The organism is Bacillus sp. FSL R5-0512, from assembly GCF_038593295.1.
Lineage (GTDB): Bacteria > Bacillota > Bacilli > Bacillales > Bacillaceae > Bacillus > Bacillus safensis.
The window spans coordinates 3,051,789-3,072,474 of sequence record NZ_CP151982.1; the positions used below are offsets into that span (position 1 = coordinate 3,051,789).

Genomic DNA, 20,686 nt, shown 5'->3' on the forward strand with positions numbered 1-20,686 from the left:
TTTTTGTTAATGATTGGATTATAAAAGATAATACCCGCAAAGAAAAATGTCATAATAGGTCTTATAGTTCTTTTTAAAGAACGAAATCGTTCGTTTTCTTTTGTTTACTTCCTGATTCTTACGTTTTTGAATTTTATAAAGAACAATTTATTTCTTATAATGAACGAAAAGGTCGCAGAACTATTCGCCGGGGAGAAGGGAGATCATTGATCGAATGATAGGCAAGGTGATACGCATTTACCGAAAGAGAAAAGGATACTCGATTCAGCAGCTGGCTGAGGATGCTCATGTCTCTAAGTCATATTTGAGCAAAATTGAGCGTGGTGTCCACAGAAATCCATCTGTCCAGTTCTTAAAAAAGGTATCCTCTTCATTAGAGATCGATTTACAAGAGCTGTTTGATGCAGAGACGATGATGTTTCATTACGCTGAGGGTAGTGAACACGAATGGCGGGAGCATATTGTGAGTGCCGTCCAATCAGGCATGCCTAAAGAAGAGCTCTATCAGCTGCTCCAAACGTACCGAAAGGAGCAGGAAGAAAAGTCGTTACATGTCACCCATAGAAAGCTGACCGATTCAAATATCGCAGAGTGGAAGCGTCTAATGAGTGAAGCGAAGGCAATTGGTTTAAGCATTGAGGAAGTAAAAGCTTTCCTCAACAACATGGGAGAACGCCGGGCGTAAGCCTTTCAGGAAGAATGATTGCGGGGAGAGGCGTTTGACGCTTCGATGAAAAAGAGCCTTTGATTCATGAAAGGCTCTTTTTTCTTTTATTCTTCTTTTTTTGTTCGTGCTTTTTTCGTTATATCATTGTTTTTCCAATAGGCCCATAGTGATGTAATTCCCAGAAAAGCCAGCGTGATAAATTGCTGAACGCCTTCTTCATCAATAGGAATTGGGCTTTTTCCCGCAGCGGTTAGCGCACTGTTAACAAGCGCCAGTAAAAGCAGCACAAGCCTTGCAATTGTACCTGCACTAATTTTTTGAACCTCCAACTGTAACCCCTCCCTTTCCTCTTCTTACGGGCGGTATTGCTTGTTCTCTCTCATATGTATGCAGCCGCAGAATGAATAGAAGAACGAATCAAAAAAAGAGACATCATTCCTATATGCAGAATGATGCCTGATTTCACTTGCTATTATTTAGAAAACATCTCTTTTGCTTCATCCAATGCCATTTTATTGCCTAGAGCTGAATAATCGAGCCACGGCTGATCAGCAATCGGATAGACTTGGTTTTTCTTCACTGCTTTTAGACCCTTCCAAATCGGAGTCTTTTCTAATTGCTTGAATGCCTGCTGCGCTTTATCATCACGGTTGACAACGACAAAGATCGCATCAGCATCATAATCAGGAAGAACCTCTTGAGAAATCACTTCAAATGGGCGCTTGCTGTCCAGCTTTTTCACACCATCGACAGGTGTCAGGCCTAAATCCTCGTATAAAATAGGACCCATTGGGCGCTTCATGCTAAATACACGAAGCTCCTTTGCTGTCACACGGATCGCCATGACTTTTCCGTTTCCAATCTTTTTCTTGATGAGCGATTTGACTTCTTTTGCTTCTTGATTGTAATTCTTAATATATTGATCCGCTTCTTTTTCTTTATTGACGTGTTTGGCGATTTTTTTCAAATGATCCCGCCATGTGCCATCATTTAAATTAAACACTTCTGTTTTAGCGATCTTTTTATATTTCGATAAGTCTTGTCCGGCTAATTCTTCATCAACATAAATGACATCTGGTTGTAACGCAAGCAGTGATTCCATATCTGGATCAGCTGCAATGCCGAGCTTCTTCGTCTGACTCAGCTGCTTTTTCGCATGTGGAAGGAAATCTTTTAAGTCTCCTCCTACAACAGAGCCCGCCGGCTTGATACCTAGTGCTAATAAGTCATTTGTTAAATGAATAGACAAGGAAGCTATCTTTGGTGTTCCATTGGTCTTTTCATTTGTTGTATTCTTTGTTTCCTGTTGTCCGCCGCAAGCGGCAAGCAGCAAGAAACAGAGCGTTAATCCAAACACTAGTAATTTTTTCATGATGAGTTCCTCTTTCGTGTTTATTTCGTTTTAGTTAATAAATAAAGAAAATATGGGGCACCGATAAAGGCCACGACCACACCCGCCGGTATCGCATTTGGAGCAAAGATGGAACGTCCGATTGTATCGGCACTGACCAAAATCAACAAGCCAAGCAGCGCACTAACTGGTAAAAAATACTGATGCAATGAACCGACAAGCCGTCTAGCCAAATGCGGGGCGACTAGGCCTATAAAGCCAATACCGCCTGTCATTGAAACACTTGCACTCGCGAGGCCTACCGCTAAGGTCAGCAAAAGGAGGCGTTTACGCTGGACACGTACACCTACACTTGAGGCGACAGCATCTCCTAATGTCAATGCATTGAGCGTGTTTGACTGCATCAGCGTAAGCGGCACAAGGCATACAATCCAAGGCAGAAGCGCCAGCACATGAATCCAGTCTCTCCCCCATACATTGCCCACAAGCCATCTTGAAGCAAACGTATATGTATCTTCATCCAGCTTCAATGACAAATATAAGGTGAGTGCACTAAATCCCGCAGCAACCGCAATGCCAACTAAGATCAGCCGGATAGGAACAAGCCCTTCATGCCGGTCATATGCAAGAAGCACGATGACCGCTGCCGCGAGCAGTCCGCCGCCAAACGTAAAGAGCGGAATAAGAAGAGACGGATTGCCTTCAAGTGCGTGAAAATATGTCACAAACACAATTAAGCCAAATGCCGCCCCTGCATTCAGTCCAATTATCCCAGGATCGGCCAGCGGGTTACGGGATAAGCTCTGCAAAATGCCGCCCGCAATGCCAAGACCAATACCAGCTAACATCGTCACCACAATTCGAGGCAGACGATAGTCAAACAGCACCGTTTCACTTTGAAAATCTCCAAAGCCAAATAACGTCTTGACGACCATGACAGGGTTTAGTTTCAGCGTACCGGTATTTAAACTATACAGCACAACAGCCGCACTCAGGCAAAGCAAAACGACTGTCACGACAAGAGCACGCTGTTTCTCTCTCATGACAGGTTCCTCCCTTCTTTTCTGGCAATGTATAAGAAGAAAGGAACACCAACAAGTGCCACCATCACGCCAATGGCAAGCTCTCTTGGCGGATTGACTGTACGGCTGGCAAGGTCTGCAAAGACAAGCAGCATTGCGCCTAATATCGCTGACATTGGAATGACGAAACGATAGTCTACACCAACAAGCTTTCGTGCAATATGCGGGATGACGAGACCGACAAACCCAATCGATCCAACTGCTGATACAGAAACCCCTGCTAATAACACAGCAGCGGCCATTCCTAGTATTCGCACTTGTCGTGTTTTCACCCCTAAATTTGCCGCTGTATCTTCACCGAGCGATAGTAAGGAAAGGGACCGGCCTAATAGTATGGCCCATACGATCACAATCAGAATAACTGGGGCGAGAATCGTCAGCTGCGGCCATTTCACACCAGCTACCCCGCCTGCATACCAAAAAGCCAGATCCTGACTCAGGTCAAAATAAATCGCGATCCCAGAGCTGAGCGCATGAAGCAATGCAGCTACAACCGCTCCTGCTACAGTGAGGCGCAGCGGTGTCAATACGCCGCCAGCCGCTCCAATCGCAAAGATCAGCAGCGTACTGAGCACAGCACCAATAAAGGAAAAAAACATCAGTGCTGAATAAGGCATTCCTGGGAAAAAAGCAAAACAGAGAGCGACCACAAACATCGCACCGCCATTAATGCCCAAAATCCCCGCATCTGCCAGTGGATTTCTTGTGATGCCCTGCATAAGAGCACCCGCTACGGCAAACGCCGCTCCCACTAGAGCTGCCCCTAAAACACGTGGAAGTCTTAATTCATGGATGATCTGCTGCTCTGTGACATTTGACTGGTAGTCAAATACAGCTGTCCAAACCGTTTGCAGAGACAATGTTTTTGCACCGTATGACACAGCAAAAAACATGGCAGCCGCTAAACCAATGACGGCGAGAAAAAATATCAAAAAGAACAGAATATGTGATGATCGTTTTTGTTGAGGTTTTCGCTTATCCTGCAAAATCGGTGTCATCCTTTTCTTCATTAAAAGTCAGTTTGAAAATGAGAATCATAATCAACAAAATTATAGCCGTCAGCCTCTAAAAAATCAATGTACGCCCCTTTTTTTAATTAATGAAGGTATGTGCGGAGCATCGGGGTGGGAGGTTCTTTTTGCCGCTCAGTACGGCCTATCATTTTTTCTCATAGTTTAATAGGAAAATAGTTGACAGTTCGCATGAATATCCCCTAAAATTACAAAAGTAAGTCAAATGTTATAAAAATATTACAAACAGATGTCAAACTAATAAAGAATGACCCGTCATGAGAGGAGATTTGAAAGTTGTGTCAGTAAAGGGAAAATGGAGTATCGTCCTATTTGCGCTTGCAGTCGTCATTGGAGCAGTTGCTTTCTTTCAAAATCAACAAGCAAGCGGTACAGAGAAAAAAAATGTAAAGCAGGATACGAACTATAAAGATGTAGAAATTGTCACTCTCGTAAATGACGGGAAATTTATGAGATATGCAGTCAACTATCCTCTTTTTCATCAAAAAGAGCTAGATGACAAGATTCAAAGCTATGCCAATTCAGCATTAGAGCATTTCAAAAAAACATTCAGTGAAGCAAAGGATATTGATGAAAATAAACGCTATGAACTGAATATTGATTATGAAATGGTGCATTATGCGAAGCAGTCTGCTGCCATTCGCTTTACGACCTATACGTATACTGGCCAGCAAAATGGAACCACCAATCATCTCACGATTAACTTTGATTTTCAGAAAAAAGCCTTTCTTGACACCAAAGATTTATTTCTGCCTAAAACCAATTATTTAAAGAAATTATCCTATATTACATATACAGAGCTTCGGAAGGACAAAACCTTATCTAAGGATCAGCCTCTCCTTCAGAAAGGAACAGCCCCTGATGCTCAAAACTTCAGTCAATTTGCCTTGAAAGACAAATATGTAGAATTTTATTTCCCTGCATCTCAAGTAGCCGCAGAGGATCTTGGTCCGCAAACACTCGCAATCAAAAAGACATTGCTGAAGGACATATTAAAGCCAGAATATATGGATAAACTCAAAAATAAAAATGAAATGAAAGAACCGAATCCAAAAAGAAAAGCCGTCAAGCTACCGCAAAAATCAAAGCTTGACCCGAATAAAAAAGCCATCGCACTCACATTTGATGATGGACCGAATCCAGCGACAACCACAAAAATTTTAGATGCGCTGAAGAAAAATAAAGGACATGCCACCTTTTTCGTATTGGGCAGCAGGGTGCAATATTATCCTGGAATGCTTGCCGATATTTTAAAAGGCGGGAATGAGATCGGAAACCATTCCTACAATCACCCTTTATTAACAAGACTGTCTTTAGATGAAGCGGTGAAACAAGTGAAGGACACCCAGCAGCTGATTGAGAAAGCGAGCGGATATACACCTACGCACTTTAGACCGCCATATGGCGGTACAAATCAAGATATCAATCATGCAATTGGGATGAAGGTCACTTTGTGGGATGTTGATCCTGAGGATTGGAAAATCCGCAACAGCCAGCAGATCACAAACCGCGTTCTCTCACATGCAGCCGATGGCAGAACAGTGTTAATGCACGATATTTATGAAAGCTCAGCCCAAGCAGCCGTAAAGATCATCCATGAACTCACCAAACAAGGCTACCAGCTCGTCACAGTGAGTGAACTTGAACAATTAAAAAAAGAACGACATGAACAAACCCCTGTAGAGTAAACAGGGGTCTCAAATTGTTGACAAAGGGCTAAAATGATCTTTATTTTAGCCCTTTGTCTTCTTTTCAGCGTGATGGAAAACCTTTGCAGCCCTAGAAAGGACGAGTACTGGAGCGGAGCGAATTGTACATTCGTGAGCACCGGCACGCAGGACTGACAAAGAATGCGAGGGTTTGTCCGCGCGCTGAAACCCCTGTAGAGTAAACAGGGGTTTTCTTTTATGACTCCAAAGACTTTTTTTGTTTCAATAATGCTTGAAATGCCTCTTCAAGCTCTTGCGACGGCTCAATACTTAAACGGCTGAGCACTTCAGACAGCTGCATATCAATTAACAGAAGCTCCTCTTCTCTATTTGTCACAGCTGGTTTTTCTTCCTTTTGTTTATAGGCTTCATATGTGCCGTCAAATGCTTCAATACGTTCCTCATGAATATGGAAAATACGAGTGGCAACCTCTTCAATCAGCCTGCGATCGTGGGAAACAAACACAACGGTACCTGGGTAATCCTTCAATAGACCTTCAAGTGCTTCAACTGCCGCCAGATCTAAAAAGTTCGTCGGTTCATCCAGCATGAGAACATTGGCATCACTGACGAGTAAGGACGCAAGCATCGTCTTCACCCGTTCTCCCCCGCTTAATACCTCAACAGGCTTGTGCACATCATCCCCTCTAAATCCTAGTCTCGCCAAAACCGTTCGAACCACTGTCTCATCTTGAACCGCCTCTTTGAGCGCATTTTGTAAAATCGATTCATCTGCCTTCAGTCCTGAAAGATCCTGACGAAAATAGGCTAGCTTGACAGCCTCTGAACGAGTAACTCCGGGGTGTCCATTCACTAACATGCGGAGAAATGTCGTTTTTCCGCTCCCGTTCTTTCCGATAATGGCAACCTTGTCTCCGCCCCTCACTTCCACATTCGCCTGCTTCCAAAGCACTTTATCGCCCGCCTTGCCATCTACATTTTCCACTCGCAAAATGGTACGGCTTGCTACTTCCTTCATCGTATGCTGAGACATTTGAATCGGCTGAATGTCCTTTACCTTCTCCACCTTTTCTAATTTCTCCATCCTTGTTTCAATGGATTTGGCTGTTTTTTGCAGCTTTTTTTGCTTATTTGCATAGTAGGGCTTTGCAATTTTAGGCCCTGAGGATTTCACCTTTTGGGAGGGCTTTGTCGCTTTGTCCGCCTTTTTCTTTTTCTTTTCCAGTGCATGCTCTAACTGTTTTTTCTTTTGTGTATAGGCTTCATACGCTTCCACCTGCTGACGATGTGCCAGCTCTTTTTGCTGTGCAAAATATGTGTAATTGCCTTTGTAATGATGAAGCTTCCCATGATCCAGCTCCCAAATCTCCGTACATATTGCATCTAAAAAAGCACGATCATGTGAAACAACAATGAGAGCTCCTTGATAATGACGCAGCTTATCTTCCAGCCACTCAATATGCTCCGTATCCAAATGAGTGGTCGGTTCATCTGCTAATAAAAGAGCAGACGGCCGGCTTAATGCTCTTTCAATATAAGTCTGGGTCATTTCACCGCCACTCTGTCTGCCGTCTCCTTGTTTCAATTGAGGAAGCAGCGTACAGACTGCTGTGGCGGCAACCGTGCCGCTGTCTGGTGTTTCCTGCCCCGCCAGCACATGCAATAAAGTCGTTTTTCCGCTGCCATTTGTCCCTACAAGACCAATGCGATCACCTTGATGGATGGCGAGCTCCTCAATATCAAATAACAAGCGATCTTTTCGAAATACCTTTAACTGATTGGCTTTTAATAACATCCAATCCTCTCCTTTCATATCAGGAGACATGAAAAAGCCTCCCATTCTCAGAATAGGAGGCAAAATGGTGTACAAAAATAAGCGGATTGATCCAGCATGGAGGGCTGTTCCTATTTGAACACACACATCCCGCGTATCAATCACTTCATTTTTTGATTCCCAAGCTGTACCATCCTATTCCGAAGCTAAAAAATGAAAACGCAGCAAACATGGCAAACGGATCGTTTGCTCACTGCCTTCGTTCGTTCATTTTGCTTACAGGTCATAGGATTAGTACTTCATTGCATTGGGTCACCCTTCCGTCGTTTGTTACATATACGATAAAAGATTGGTTATTTTTTGTCAAGCTGAAATGGCATAAGTGAGTCAATTAACTGGAGTGTAAATGGATGGGACACTTCAAACAGTTCGTCCTTTTTGCATTCTTCCACTAGGCTTCCTTCATGTAAAAATAGGAGGCGGTCACATAGATACACCGCTGCTTCTACATCATGAGTAATGAGAAGCATGGTCATGTCTAGCTCTTGTTTTAATGTCTCAAGCAGCTCCAATATTTGTACTTGAACAGAGACATCCAGTGAGCTTAAGACTTCATCTAGTATGAGAATGGCTGGATGCGTCGATATGGCTCGTGCGATGCACACTCGCTGGAGCTGACCACCGCTTAGCTGATGAGCATATTGATTCAGTACAGACGAGGGCAGTCTGACTTGCTCAAGTAATGACAAAACCTTCTGATCCAGATTCTGATTCTGCTTTAACAAACGCATCGGTTCTGCTATGATCTCTTTCACGGTAAAGGAAGGGTGAACAGAAGATAGATAATCTTGAAAGACAACACTCATTTTCCCCCGATTCACCCTCCGCCATTTGTCAGCTGTCATACCATCAATCTGTACCTCTCCTCCATCTATTTTTTCTAAACCGAGCAGGATACGTGCCAATGTACTTTTGCCACTGCCGCTCTCACCGACTAATCCGGCACATTGTCCTTTTTCGATTTGAAACGAAACATTTGATATGCGGTCTTTTGATTTCCTTTGATTTGAAAAAAGACCTTTCTTCTCACCGTGTTTGACTAGATCGATAGCTGTGATCAACATGGAAACGCCTCCACTCTCTTCTGCTGCCGCAGTGCTTCAGTAGGGGCAGATAATCGAAGCCTCGTCTCAAGTAAATGCTTTGTTTGGGGATGCTCGGGTGATGTGAACACTTCCTTGGCTGACCCATGCTCAAGCATTACTCCTTGGTGCATAACCATCAATTCATCAGCGATTTCCTGAACGATGCCTAGATCATGCGTTATGACGATTAAGGTAACAGCCGTTTCTTCCTTTAAACTGTGTAATTGTCTGATGACTTCACGCCGATTAAAGGCATCAAGTGATGCAGTTGGCTCGTCTGCAATGATCACATCTGGAGAAAGCATCATCGTGATGCCAATCATCACACGCTGAAGCATTCCTCCAGACAGTTCATACGGATATTTTTTCATCAAATCATATGGATTTTTTAAATGGACACGTGTAAGCCCAGCCATAGCATGTGCTTTCCCTTCTTTCCCTCGTAAGCCCAAATGCTGCTGAAATGTTTCCACCATTTGATGACCAATCGTTTCGATAGGGTTGAATGCATTCATGACATCCTGTGAGATGAAACCTATTCGTTTCCCCCGCCATTGATGCGCTTCTTGATTTGTTAATGTTTTGCCGTCAAAAATGATCGTTCCTTCCACTTCTAGCGAAGGGGCGACAAGATCAATTAACGCTTTAGCGACAGTTGATTTTCCACTGCCACTTTCCCCAATGATGGCTAAACAGCGTTGTTGATGTAAAGAAAGTGTGATATTCGTCACTATATTCTTTTGCTGCTGTGGATCATGTACGGACAGATTTTTTACGGCGATTAAAGGCAAATGGCCTCACCCCTTTCTTTCTGGTATGATGCATGGCAGGATTCGCGGCATGCTGAAGGCTGTCTCCTAAAAAGCTCAACGCCATGACCACAAACAAGATGGCAAGTCCAGGCGCAAGCATATGAGCTGGATGTGTCACCATGACATTCTTCGCCTCGTTGAGCATCATGCCCCATTCTGGTGTAGGTGCACTCACACCTAATCCAAGAAAAGACAGTGCTGATATATTTAAGATCACCCAGCCCGCATCAAGTGTCGCAAAAACAGCCATTTCTCCTGAGATGCGAGGAAATAGATGTCTCCTCAATATGTAAAGGGGTTTGCCGCCTGTCACCTTTGCAAATTGAACAGAAGGTTCATTCGCATATTGAAGGACAGACGACCGAATCATTCTTGTATACCAGGCCCATTTCGCTAGGACATTGGCCAAAATAATATTGAATAGTCCAGGTCCGAGTATTCCCACAACCGCAAGAATCATCACCTCTGCTGGAAAGGACAGCATGACATCACACAGCCTCATCAAAACCCCATCCACCTTTCCTCGAAAGAAGCCTGCCATGAGTCCAAGTGCGCTGCCAATGAGCATCGTGATACACATCGTCAGCATAGCCGCAAGCATTGTTGTCCGAATGCCATATAAAAGCCGCGATAATACACATCTCCCCAGATGATCCGTTCCGAGTGGGTAAGTAAGACTGATACCGGCATATTTTTGAAGAATGTTCGTATTTGTTGGGTCATGTGGTGCTAACATTGGAGCAAACAGTCCAGCTAATGCGACAAGCACTAACAGCCAGATTGAAAGAATCGCCATACGGTCTTTTCTTAATTGATGCCACCCTATCATTGTTGTCATACCTCCTTTCGCAATTGCGGATTCATGGTCATTTGCATCATATCAGCGATGAGGTTGCACATAACAAACAGGAACCCCATCACAAACAAATAGGCTTGAATAATAGGGAAGTCAGCATGGAAAATAGCCGTTACACACAACCGGCCCACCCCTGGCCAAGCAAAAAGGTTCTCAATAATGACGGTTCCCGCAATGAGCTTTGGAATAGACATGCCAAGTGCTGTTACCGCTAATTGCAGGGCATGCCTCATGACTTTCAGTTGAACGGTTCGTTCCTTTAAACCACGTGCTCTTGCATAAAAAACAAAGGGCTCGTGCTGAAATTTTAGAATTTGATTACGTATGAGTCTCACATAGGTCGATAAGTAGCCTAATGATAATGTGACAGCTGGAAGAAGAATCGATTTGAACCCTTCCATTCCACTCGTATTAACCCAATTGAATTTGACAGAAAAAAGCCAAATCAACAAAATTCCCAGCCAAAAACTAGGCATTGAAGCGGCGATAAACACAAAGGCTCTCAATAAACGGTCCACCCAAGTGTGAGCAGCATATGAACAGATCCCCCCGAACAATAAACTGAGCACTATGATAAAAAAGAGCGCTGCTCCTGCAAGCTGCAATGTCGCAGGCAGCGCCTCCATGATAAGATCAAAAACGGGCTCCTGCGTGACATAGCTCCTGCCAAAATCACCTGTTAATCCATTTTTAAGCCATGTGGCATAGCGTATGAAAAATGGCTGGTCTAAGCCTAACTCCTGCCGCATCGATTCAATCATTTCTTCTGTTGGAGTGACTTGATTCACCCGCAAAGCGACTTCTGCTGGATCACTTGCCCGCATCGTCAGCAGTACAAAAGCAAAGAAGGTGATGAAGATCATAAGCGGAAAAAGCATCAGTATTCGTTTTAAGAGATAGCGAGTCATGTCTCTACCTCCGTTTTATGACGCAAAATACATACGGTCAAATGGGATTTCATACTGAGACACATGAAAACCTACGCCTTTCAGGCGCTTATTATAAACAGCCTTTGTCACAGAATAAGAGATTGGGAGGTAGACATTTTCATCATGGATATACGTCAATATTTCTTGATACATTTGTTTCCGCTTTTGCTCATCTGGTTCTACTAATACTTCCGTAATCGTCTCGTCCAGCCACTTTTTCTTTTTCAGTCCTAATTGAGCTTGATAATCAGCATGGGATGCTACACGGAATGAAGAGACATAAGTTTGTGGATCATAAGGAAGCCCCCAAGACAGCGAGTACATCAGATCGAACTTTCCTGTTTTTTGGCGATCTAAGAATGCCTGTTTTTCTTCTCCTCTAATATCCAGCTTGATCCCCACCTGCTTGAAATCTTGTTGAATCGATTCACTGATCGTTCTTTCCCCTGCATTATCGGAATTATAGTAAATAGCCACACTCAGCAGTTTGCCATTTTGATAGCGATACCCGTCTTCTTTCATCCTCCAGCCTGCCTCATCCAATATTGCCTCTGCTTTCTTCTTTTGATAAGTTTTCTTTTTCAGTGGAATATCTGCGTAAGGGACAGAAGGAGCAAGCAATGTGTGTGCCACCTTTTCCGTTCCATTTAAGATGCCTTCAGTGATCATGTCCTTTTGAATGGCGTATTGAAAAGCTTCTCTTATTTTCGGATCTTTTGTGATTGGCTGGTTTGAATTAATCACAATCGATCTTGAACCAACAGGAGGGCTCACGGTAACACCATATTGCCCTGCTTCTTTTAAAGCCTGGAATGAGTCTCCATCAATCATGTCACCATCTGCTCCAAATAAAAGATCAATCTCTCCTTTTTGAAGCGCAAGTAAGATGGTTTGGTGATCCGGCATGACTTTCCATTTCACAGTTGAAATTTTCGGCTTTTGCCCCCAATAGTGGTCATTCATTTCAAAAACGGCATATTGATTTTTCTTATGTTCCTTTAGTACATAAGGACCTGTACCTGCATAGCTTTTAACTCCTTTTGCAGTCGTTCCATCAATGAAGCTTTTTGGAGAAATAAAACGGAAGGGGCGTGTTAAGCCCAGCTCTTCTAACGTAGGATAATAAGGCTCTTTCAACGTGAGAACAAATGTATCGTCATCTACCGCCTTTGTGGATTTGATTTCAGATACGAGATTAAGCCAAGCGTTCTTTTCAATATTTTTGACGACAGCATCAATATTCAATTTCACTGCCTTTGCATTAAAAGGCTCACCATCTGAAAAAGTCACACCTTTTCGAAGATGAAAGGTGTAGGTCCTTCCATCCTTTGATATGTCCCAGCTTTTCGCTAAGGCAGGCTGAACGCCCTTCTCTGTATTGACGACAAGCGATTCAAACACCATATTTTGAGCAGCCATCTCTCCACCGTATAGATGGGGATTGATGTCCCTGATATCTTTTGTACTTGCATACACGAGCTCATCTTCTTCTCTATCATTGCTGGAAGATGCTTTGTTTTCAGAGCATGATGCCAATAAAAAACAAGCCATCACTGAAAACAGCATCAAGGTGTATGTCACATAGGGATGCCTTTTCTCATATTTCTTTTTTATGTAAACAGGTTGATCATTCATATGTACTTCCCCCAATTCAACATTATCGTAATCATTACGATTATTAATCGAAATGATTACGAATTGAATATTAGCATACAGAAATGGGAAATACAACGTCTTTTCATAAAAAAACAGACTCATGATTGAGTCTGTTTCGCTTGTATAAATTGGTCGATCACCTTTAATGCTTTTTCTGTTCCACCTGCCGCTTGGAAGCTTTCTTCAATTTTCTCAATCCCCGCACGGTACGTGTCACTGCCTAAAACCTTCTCAACAGTTTCTCTTAGCTGCTTTGGTGTCAGCTGATCTTTATCAAGTGTACAGGCAGCAGATAATTCGGTCAGTCTTTGTGCCACCATCGGCTGATCTTTATCGACTGGAATGACAACCATCGGAACGTGGTAATGAATACCTTCATTGACACTATTCATCCCGCCGTGCGTTATAAACACATCTGTCAGTTCGAGCACTTCAAGCTGCGGCACATAAGGCTCGATCAGAAAATGAGCAGGCGCCTCTTTTAAGAGAGAACGATCTACTTTTTCACCTGTTGCGATAATCACTTTTCCGTCAAAGTCTTCGAAAGCATCTATACACATATTAAAAAATGCTTCTGTATCCCCAAGAACGGTGCCCATGGAAATGAAAACGACTTTTTCTTGCTCAAGTGCTTCCAGCGGGAAATCATGCTGGTCGGCTCTTTTTAGAAAGCTCGGTCCAATGAAAACAAACGAATCGTTCAATGAATCAACAGAAGGCTGGAAATATTCACTTGTATAGACGATATTCAGTTCTCCACGGTTTTTCATAAATTGCATCAAACGCGTCGGCTGAACGCCAAAACGCTCTTGTATTTTTTCTAACAGATGATCGGCTTTCTCATCCTTTCTGTATAGCGGTGTATCAAAATGTGCCTCTTGCAGCACAAAAGATGGGTTGGAACCGATGCTTGGAATGTGCAAATAATCTCGAACAAGCTCCCCTGCCCCAAACATATCAAAGTAGACCAAATCAAATGAATGCTTCTCGGAAAGTGTTTCCACCACCTCTAAAATATCATAGGATGTTTGCAGCATGGCATGAAAGAACGGCTGCATAGAATCTAAATCTCCTTCTTCCACATGTAATGTCCGAATATAGTCTGGATGTATATGTACGTGAGCGCCTAAGCGTTTGATTCGTTCCTCATAATGTACAGTTGTGACCGCATGCACTTCATCGCCTCGATCCGCCCATGCTTTAATCATTCCTAACATAGGGTTCACATGTCCTTCAGCTGGAAACGTAATCAATAAAATCTTCGCCACAAGAAATTCCTCCTCATTGTCAATTCCCTTCCATGTTAATCATATACAGCAAGCCGGCTCAACAAATACGCCTGAAAAGGGAAGAAATGAGTCTTACGTCCAGTATTTCATAATGAAGTGGCATGAAAAAAGACAAAGTCTCCTAATGAGCACTTTGTCTTTTTCACATTATGGTTTGAGCAGCATTTTTTTAAATGCAGCAGACTGTTTTTCAATGGAGATCGGATCTGCATAGATAAATTCCTTGATTGAGTAGTACAAGACATGCCCTTGCTTCACCGCTTGATTTTTCTTCCATACACCGCTGTTCGTTATATCAAGATTTGGCTTTTTTCCATCCTTTGTTGGTACAAGTAAATAGTCCCCTGTATACTCGTTCATCTCTTCTAGTGAAATTCCGAGATAACCTTCCTTGGGAAGTGCCTTTTCTGCCTTTTCAGGCAAGCTGAACCCATAGCCTTGATAGATGACTTCCCCGCCGCGGCCAAAGTCCGTACCAAATAAATACACTTGCTTTGGCTGAACATCCATAATGGAGAATGTCTTGTCATCACCAATTTTCGCTTTCACTTCTTCCCCGTCTTTCTTCAGCTTCTCGTCCATTTCTTGTATTTGTTTTTTCGCTAACGCTTCTTTTCCAAGAATCTTTCCAATTTCAATATGCATCTCTTTGAAGCTGTGTTCACTTGTCGTAAACGTGATCGTTTTGGCAATCTTTTTATATTTTTCAATCTGTTCGTTTTGTGAATAAGCAATGATCAAATCAGGCTTCAGCTTTGCAATTGCCTCCACATTTTCAATCGGTACCCGCTTCACACCTGTTTCATCTAAAAATGATGATTTAGGATAAACATCCGTCATGCCAACAGGTGTCACACCTAACTTTTTAAAGTTCCCAAGCTGCGCTGTTAACACAACAATCCGCTTCGGTTTGGCAGGAATGGTGATCTTTTCACCCGTTTCCGTTGTATATGTACGCGTACTTGCTGCTTGCTCTTTATTCTCTTTCTGCCCACATGCCACTAACAGCAGTGCCAGCAGACTGACCAGCCAGATCATTTTTTTCACTTACGAAACCACCTTTAATTGAGAATGATTATTAATTATAGCATAAATAATCATTCATAGATGAAAAGTTTTAAAAGTGAATTATACATGAGGCGGAACGAAAAAAATCCTCTCCAAAGGAGAGGATTTCGTGAGACCATTGTCTATCGTTAGCAAGGTCAAGTACGCGCTCGGAGAACGTACAATTTATGTCTATGATTACTGTTGTAACTATATTTTAAGATGATTTGGTGCAAAATTTGTGCAAAGAATATTTCTGTGTCTAATTAAAACAAGACAATATTTATTAAAATTTTTGTAATGATCCTTAAAATTATTTGTTTTGATTTCTTTCTTCTAATCAGAAATTTCATTTTAAAAAGATTTATATTGGCTTCAATTTCTTTGATGTTTTTTTGTAATTAATGCCAGACTGAAATCCTAATTTTTCCCGTTAAGCTTGTTCTCGCACAAGTCATTTTTCGAAATTTTAATTTAAATCTTAATTATGTGCAATTTTACCTTCAAGATATTTAACCCAATGTTATTTTTCAACTGTGTTATTTTTATTATTTCACATCAACAATCTACTCAATTACAAGATGGATAAAGCTGTATGTGAAATTATTGAAAGTGATAATAATTGAACAAATTTGATCCAAAATGATGGATGTTAGTTGAATACTTGTTTCCTAAAGATTTCTTTTTGCCGTTTAAATTCTAAAAGGTCTATCATTTTCAGAAAATGTAACTGCAATATTTGATTTTTGTAAATCAATATCTTGAATTTTCTCTTTTAGAACTGCTACAATGTATTGACATTCTATAGAGTTCACGATAGTGATAATGGCATTTAGAGCTACCTTGTCGATAGTTTCTATTACATCATGAACTATAAAATTGGGGACTTTTTTCTCCAAATCCTTAGCTAGTTGTTGATAGGCTAAATCAAATGCAACAATAATGGATTTCCTCGTACCTGTACTTAAACCCCTTTTTACGTTATCAATACCAAAAGGGAAGCCTTTTTCTGTTTTATAGAGCATAAAGGATTCTCCATTAGTCTTTTCACTATATTGGGAAAAATATTTATTAAAGATAGACAAAGAATCTTCCTTAATAGTAGCTTCAGCTTCAGTTTCTTCTAATTGTTTAACAAGCTTCGCCACCCGACTCTCTAAAAGATTATAAATTGATCTAATGTTCTTATTACTCCCCAACTCTTCGTTATATTCCGCTAGTTTACTTTGCAATGAAGTATACTCATCAATTTTATTTTCTTCTATTAACATAATTACATTCTTATGTTTTTCAAACAGTTGATTCTTATCTTCTTCAAGAACACTAATTTTTTCTTCTAATTTTTCTAACTGAAAATTAAAATACCTTATTTTATTGTGCATAAGTTCATCATTAAACTTTACTAAATCTTCAAATTCCTTATGTAATTCACCCATTGCTTCCAGAGTTTCATTATATAAATTTCTTAGAACCTCTTTATCAATGGCATTTTTTATTTCCTGCTCAGCATCCTCAAGAATATCTATGATTCTCTTTCTTTTAAATAAAAGTTCATCAATCCGATCACTATAATCAGAATACATAATTTTTATTTCAGATATTTTTTCTTCATTTTCTTTGAATTTCCTTGAATTCACTAATATGTTCATTTGATCATTTAATTCATCAATAGTCGACTTTAGTAGATTTACCTTTTGATTGACACTATCTATAGATTTAAAATTGTTTATAGACATAAAGTTTTTTATTTCTTTATTTTTCTCTGCAATTTCTTTTCTTAAATCTAAAATTTGGTTACTTATTTCCTGATCTTGCATCTCAAAAAGATACGAATAAATATTCTCATAGGTTGCATCATTAGTTCTTTCCAAAAATTTAAGGAACTTATTATTGTCTGCCCGTTGATCTATTCTAACAAACATATTAATTAACTGTCTAAATGTAGGATGATTAGCGAGATTAGAAAAGAAAATCTCATTAAGTTGTGGCCAGTAATCAATTTGATTCACTTCTATACCATTGATATATCTTTTCCCCCGAGGATAAAGATCCACAGAAAGAATATGCACAGTTGAATCTTCCTCGTCGAAAGACTCAACAACCTCCAGTTCAACATTAATTTTGTTGTCAATAATATAGTTTTTTAGTATCTCATTTGTTTGCTTTGTTTCATCATCAAAGTAAATAAATTTCTTGTCTTTTGCTCCCAAACATATATCTATCAACTTTAAAATAGTCGTTTTCCCAACACTATTTCCCTTTTCCTGATCTTTTCCAGCATCGACAATAAAATTCATTCCCTTAGCAAAACGAATGTTTCTAATGATTTTTTGAGCAGGTTTTGTTTCTTTAATAATCAAACGCTTTATGAACAATTTAGAAATCCCTCCTTACTAATTGAAATTTTATCAATAAGAAAAAGAAAATCCAATGAAAGTAAATAGATTGTGTATTCAAGAGAGTCATTGTATCGCTTCTTTAAAGTTTCGTATAAGTCCTCAACGTTGTGCTTGTTTAGAGAAATAATTTCTAAAATACATGCTGAGATGTAGTATACGGTATCTTTAGGATTTGAGTCTCTGTCAATTATCATCTTATTCAACATCCTTAGGCACTGGCTTTAAAAGTTTACATTTAGTAAATGCATAAAACATAATCAGATAAATGGCTTCATCGACTTCTTCATCTAATAAGTCAGATTCACTGATTAGTGCACTATAACAAACTTCTTCTTTAATACGATTAAACACTTGGTTAATCACATAATCACCATCAAATTTTTCTTCTTCTCTTACCTTTTCCACTTCTAAATAAACCGTCCGAATTTTTTTGACCATTATTGACTTTTTTAAATAGCCGTTTAAAACCTTAGAAACTTCATCATAACCGTCCGAATAATTATCAAAAATCTCCACATAAACTTTAACTTTATTGTGCTCAAACTTTTCCATCCAATCAGAATTGTTCTGAATAGAATATTCATCATCATAGTCGATATCAAGCTCTGCTATTATTTTACAGACATCAAAGATAGCACTTCGCTTTAATATTTTAGGGGTTTGGCTGCCAATATTAACAGTTGTAAGTTTATTCTCATTACCAACAATTGAAGTTCCATTATCTCCGCTTCTAGCACTATTACTTAACGCCATTACTTCCCTCCACGAATATTATTCCCGTTTCCTATTATGCTGTTCCCATTTTCACCCGAAATAGCCTTTTTACTAGACAATACATCTTTTTTAGATGAATCCAATGTAATATTTAACTCTTGTTTCAAATGTTGTTCAATTTCTTTATTTTTGGCAGATACCTTTTTTGAAAAAACAATTGAACAAATAGATAGGATTGAAGCAATAATTCCTAACACGAGATTTATAGTTACCATCATTACACCTCGTTACAATTTTTTTCTATTTTACCACAATACAGAAACTTATTTCATAAAGAACAATACAAATAAAACGAGATGTATAAATTAAAACTATCTCTTATCAAAGGGCCTGATTTTGTAACGTCAAAATCAAGCCCTTTGATAAGAGGACGACAGTGGCGAAAGAAAAAGACTACCGGTTAAAGTAGTCTTTAAAAAATAATCATTTAGATATTGATCTCGCTTGGAAGATTGTTTTACTTCTCGCATTAGTTTCACTAATGTGGGGTCTTCACTTTCAAAATCTAAAGAACTGAAAAATTCCGCTTCAGTCATTCCGAGACCACCTATGATCTTTTCTAAAGTTGAAAGAGTAATATTAATTTCGCCTCTTTCGACACGACCTAAATCTGTGAACATTGATCTATCAATGTTTCTATTAACGTTAACTGCGGCATACCTGTCTATTACACACAACACCGAACAGCTTTCAAAAGTTCACTCTCAAGCCTATAAAATCATAAAATTTCTTTGCACTTATATGATAAGTCCATTTAGAATTTAATTTAACAGTTGTGCCAAAAGGCAAGACAGAACGTTGCAATCCAATACGTACAAATTGTTCTGACTTCCCCAATAGCTTAGCCGCCTTTTTCAAAGACATTTTCCCACTAAAACCATCCGTACTTATTTTATCAATATGCTCTAAAGGACTCTTCCCCAGAACTTCAAATATCTTAATTTTCCTATTTCGATTAGGTTCATTCTTACCTGATACATATTGACTTATTGATGATTTCCCTATCCCCGTCAACTTTGACAATTCAGCCTGTGACATATTTGTTTCATCCATAGCTTTCCTTAAAATTTCTGCAAAACTCAATCCACCTATCTCCTCTCTGTTATTTGCTTTTTATCCATTCCATGTCCTCTCTTCTGGCAAACCATTCGGAAACGGATCATCTGCATACACTGGCTTCAAAAGAACCTCGTCATATTCCTTCGTTTCCGAATCCATATGAGCATACATATGAGCGTATAGCTCTAATTCCTGTTGCACATCCACCATAACGAGATTCACCCCCATAGGCTGTGATTTCAGTTTCATGCCATACTTCCCCATATAAGACCATATAAGACCAAATAGGACTATAAAACTTACGACCTCCATCTACAAGTTCATACGTGATTCTTTTGTCTTTCTTCTCCACCTGTTCATCATTAAATAAGTGACCTGTATGGCGCTCAACGTTTATATGCGGAAGCTCATACGTAATGTCATACACTGATGTTTCACCCTTAATTTCACTGCTATGCTTCGTTTCTTCCTTTCAACTAAAGAACGGTTTCCGCTTTTCTTGTATGTCAAATAACTATCAACCATATTAGTCGGGACTTCAAAATCAAATGCAGGCGCAATCTTTCCTCAGATGTTATTTTTATTTAGATATTATGCTCATGTTATGAAGGAGTTTAGAGAAGAAGAGACTATAAGTACTTTAGATTTGTTCCAAAATGTTAATACTCGAAATTTACACAAGTGAAAAATTTGTGCAAAACCAATCGAATTAATAACGTTTACTTACATATTCAATCAAATAAAAAACAAAGAAAACCCTTTATTTAAAAGGGTTTTCTCATTTTTCACAATTTATTAATCGAATCCTATAAGATACTAAGTACGCGCTCGGAGGGATTCGAACCCCCGGCAGACGTGGTACCGGAAACCACCGCTCTATCCAACTGAGCTACGAGCGCACGATATGTTTTTTGAACGTCAGCATATCAAATTATAAGGGAAATACTGCAAGAAAGCAATGATTAATCATTCGTCATGATGATGTATTTTCTTACTTTGTATTCATACACTAATATGATGGTTTGAAGTGGAATGATTTTGGGGAAAATGGATAGGGGTATTTGAATTTAGGTCAGCGTTTTGTTTGACCTTTATTGACCAAAAATGTATCATTGAATTACATACTTACCTAAAAGGTGAAGGAG

20 protein-coding genes and 1 tRNA gene are annotated in these 20,686 nt (G+C 40.0%); 2 read left to right on the forward strand and 19 right to left on the reverse strand.

What is annotated here, in order from left to right:
- Positions 1-214: 214 nt before the first annotated feature.
- Positions 215-685: a helix-turn-helix domain-containing protein gene (locus tag NSQ25_RS15780; RefSeq protein WP_034280998.1), complete on the forward strand. Its 471-nt coding sequence runs from the start codon at positions 215-217 to the stop codon at positions 683-685.
- An 86-nt stretch (positions 686-771) separates the two neighbouring features.
- On the opposite strand, the gene NSQ25_RS15785 is transcribed toward NSQ25_RS15780, so the two are convergent.
- The 4 genes from NSQ25_RS15785 to NSQ25_RS15800 all read right to left on the reverse strand — a co-directional run bounded on the left by NSQ25_RS15785 (position 772) and on the right by NSQ25_RS15800 (position 4,086).
- Positions 772-996: a phage holin gene (locus tag NSQ25_RS15785; RefSeq protein WP_024423530.1), complete on the reverse strand. Its 225-nt coding sequence runs from the start codon at positions 994-996 to the stop codon at positions 772-774.
- A gap of 143 nt (positions 997-1,139) precedes the next feature.
- Positions 1,140-2,039 (reverse strand): iron-hydroxamate ABC transporter substrate-binding protein, encoded by a 900-nt coding sequence (locus NSQ25_RS15790; RefSeq protein WP_080701164.1) that lies wholly within the window; start codon positions 2,037-2,039, stop codon positions 1,140-1,142.
- A gap of 20 nt (positions 2,040-2,059) precedes the next feature.
- Entirely contained in the window at positions 2,060-3,061 is a 1,002-nt protein-coding gene (locus NSQ25_RS15795; RefSeq protein WP_061110110.1) for an iron ABC transporter permease, read from the reverse strand.
- Positions 3,058-4,086, reverse strand: a complete 1,029-nt coding sequence (locus NSQ25_RS15800; RefSeq protein ID WP_176967187.1) for an iron ABC transporter permease — start codon at positions 4,084-4,086, stop codon at positions 3,058-3,060. The genes NSQ25_RS15795 and NSQ25_RS15800 overlap by 4 nt, the downstream gene beginning before the upstream one ends.
- Positions 4,087-4,409: 323 nt before the next feature.
- On the opposite strand from NSQ25_RS15800, the gene NSQ25_RS15805 reads away from it, so the two are divergent.
- Complete coding sequence (locus NSQ25_RS15805; RefSeq protein ID WP_024426100.1) at positions 4,410-5,819, forward strand: polysaccharide deacetylase family protein; 1,410 nt, start codon at positions 4,410-4,412, stop codon at positions 5,817-5,819.
- 217 nt (positions 5,820-6,036) lie between these two features.
- Here NSQ25_RS15805 and abc-f read toward each other — a convergent pair whose 3' ends face one another.
- The 15 genes from abc-f to NSQ25_RS15880 form a co-directional block, all read right to left on the reverse strand.
- The gene (gene abc-f, locus NSQ25_RS15810; protein WP_326135998.1) at positions 6,037-7,596 is read right to left on the reverse strand and encodes an ABC-F type ribosomal protection protein; all 1,560 of its coding nucleotides are present in this window, start codon (positions 7,594-7,596) and stop codon (positions 6,037-6,039) included.
- 332 nt (positions 7,597-7,928) lie between these two features.
- Positions 7,929-8,699, reverse strand: coding sequence for a dipeptide/oligopeptide/nickel ABC transporter ATP-binding protein (locus NSQ25_RS15815; protein WP_041115617.1), 771 nt, complete (start codon positions 8,697-8,699; stop codon positions 7,929-7,931).
- Complete coding sequence (locus NSQ25_RS15820; RefSeq protein WP_326135832.1) at positions 8,693-9,511, reverse strand: ABC transporter ATP-binding protein; 819 nt, start codon at positions 9,509-9,511, stop codon at positions 8,693-8,695. The genes NSQ25_RS15815 and NSQ25_RS15820 overlap by 7 nt, the downstream gene beginning before the upstream one ends.
- Complete coding sequence (opp1C, locus tag NSQ25_RS15825) at positions 9,474-10,361, reverse strand: nickel/cobalt ABC transporter permease (RefSeq protein ID WP_125586011.1); 888 nt, start codon at positions 10,359-10,361, stop codon at positions 9,474-9,476. Before opp1C ends, NSQ25_RS15820 begins: the two co-directional genes overlap by 38 nt.
- Before the next feature lie 5 nt (positions 10,362-10,366).
- Positions 10,367-11,296 carry a nickel/cobalt ABC transporter permease gene (gene opp1B / locus NSQ25_RS15830; protein ID WP_326135833.1) on the reverse strand — a complete coding sequence of 310 codons (930 nt, stop codon included), beginning with the start codon at positions 11,294-11,296 and terminating at the stop codon, positions 10,367-10,369.
- A 15-nt stretch (positions 11,297-11,311) separates the two neighbouring features.
- Entirely contained in the window at positions 11,312-12,952 is a 1,641-nt protein-coding gene (gene nikA, locus NSQ25_RS15835; protein WP_326135834.1) for a nickel ABC transporter substrate-binding protein, read from the reverse strand.
- A 119-nt stretch (positions 12,953-13,071) separates the two neighbouring features.
- On the reverse strand, positions 13,072-14,241 hold the full coding sequence (locus NSQ25_RS15840) for a macrolide family glycosyltransferase (RefSeq protein WP_070326049.1): 1,170 nt from the start codon (positions 14,239-14,241) through the stop codon (positions 13,072-13,074).
- Between the two features lie 168 nt (positions 14,242-14,409).
- On the reverse strand, positions 14,410-15,300 hold the full coding sequence (locus NSQ25_RS15845) for an ABC transporter substrate-binding protein (RefSeq protein WP_251027186.1): 891 nt from the start codon (positions 15,298-15,300) through the stop codon (positions 14,410-14,412).
- Between the two features lie 701 nt (positions 15,301-16,001).
- Entirely contained in the window at positions 16,002-17,684 is a 1,683-nt protein-coding gene (locus NSQ25_RS15850; protein WP_120207745.1) for a DUF2326 domain-containing protein, read from the reverse strand.
- A 219-nt stretch (positions 17,685-17,903) separates the two neighbouring features.
- The gene (locus tag NSQ25_RS15855; RefSeq protein WP_214755372.1) at positions 17,904-18,461 is read right to left on the reverse strand and encodes a hypothetical protein; all 558 of its coding nucleotides are present in this window, start codon (positions 18,459-18,461) and stop codon (positions 17,904-17,906) included.
- Positions 18,461-18,679, reverse strand: a complete 219-nt coding sequence (locus NSQ25_RS15860; RefSeq protein WP_214755371.1) for a hypothetical protein — start codon at positions 18,677-18,679, stop codon at positions 18,461-18,463. Before NSQ25_RS15860 ends, NSQ25_RS15855 begins: the two co-directional genes overlap by 1 nt.
- Positions 18,680-18,832: 153 nt before the next feature.
- Positions 18,833-19,018 (reverse strand): hypothetical protein, encoded by a 186-nt coding sequence (locus NSQ25_RS15865; RefSeq protein ID WP_326135835.1) that lies wholly within the window; start codon positions 19,016-19,018, stop codon positions 18,833-18,835.
- Between the two features lie 154 nt (positions 19,019-19,172).
- Positions 19,173-19,565 (reverse strand): helix-turn-helix transcriptional regulator, encoded by a 393-nt coding sequence (locus NSQ25_RS15870; protein ID WP_214755370.1) that lies wholly within the window; start codon positions 19,563-19,565, stop codon positions 19,173-19,175.
- A 30-nt stretch (positions 19,566-19,595) separates the two neighbouring features.
- On the reverse strand, positions 19,596-19,790 hold the full coding sequence (locus NSQ25_RS15875) for a hypothetical protein (protein WP_326135836.1): 195 nt from the start codon (positions 19,788-19,790) through the stop codon (positions 19,596-19,598).
- 574 nt (positions 19,791-20,364) lie between these two features.
- Positions 20,365-20,440 (reverse strand) — tRNA-Arg (locus tag NSQ25_RS15880).
- Positions 20,441-20,686: the final 246 nt, after the last annotated feature.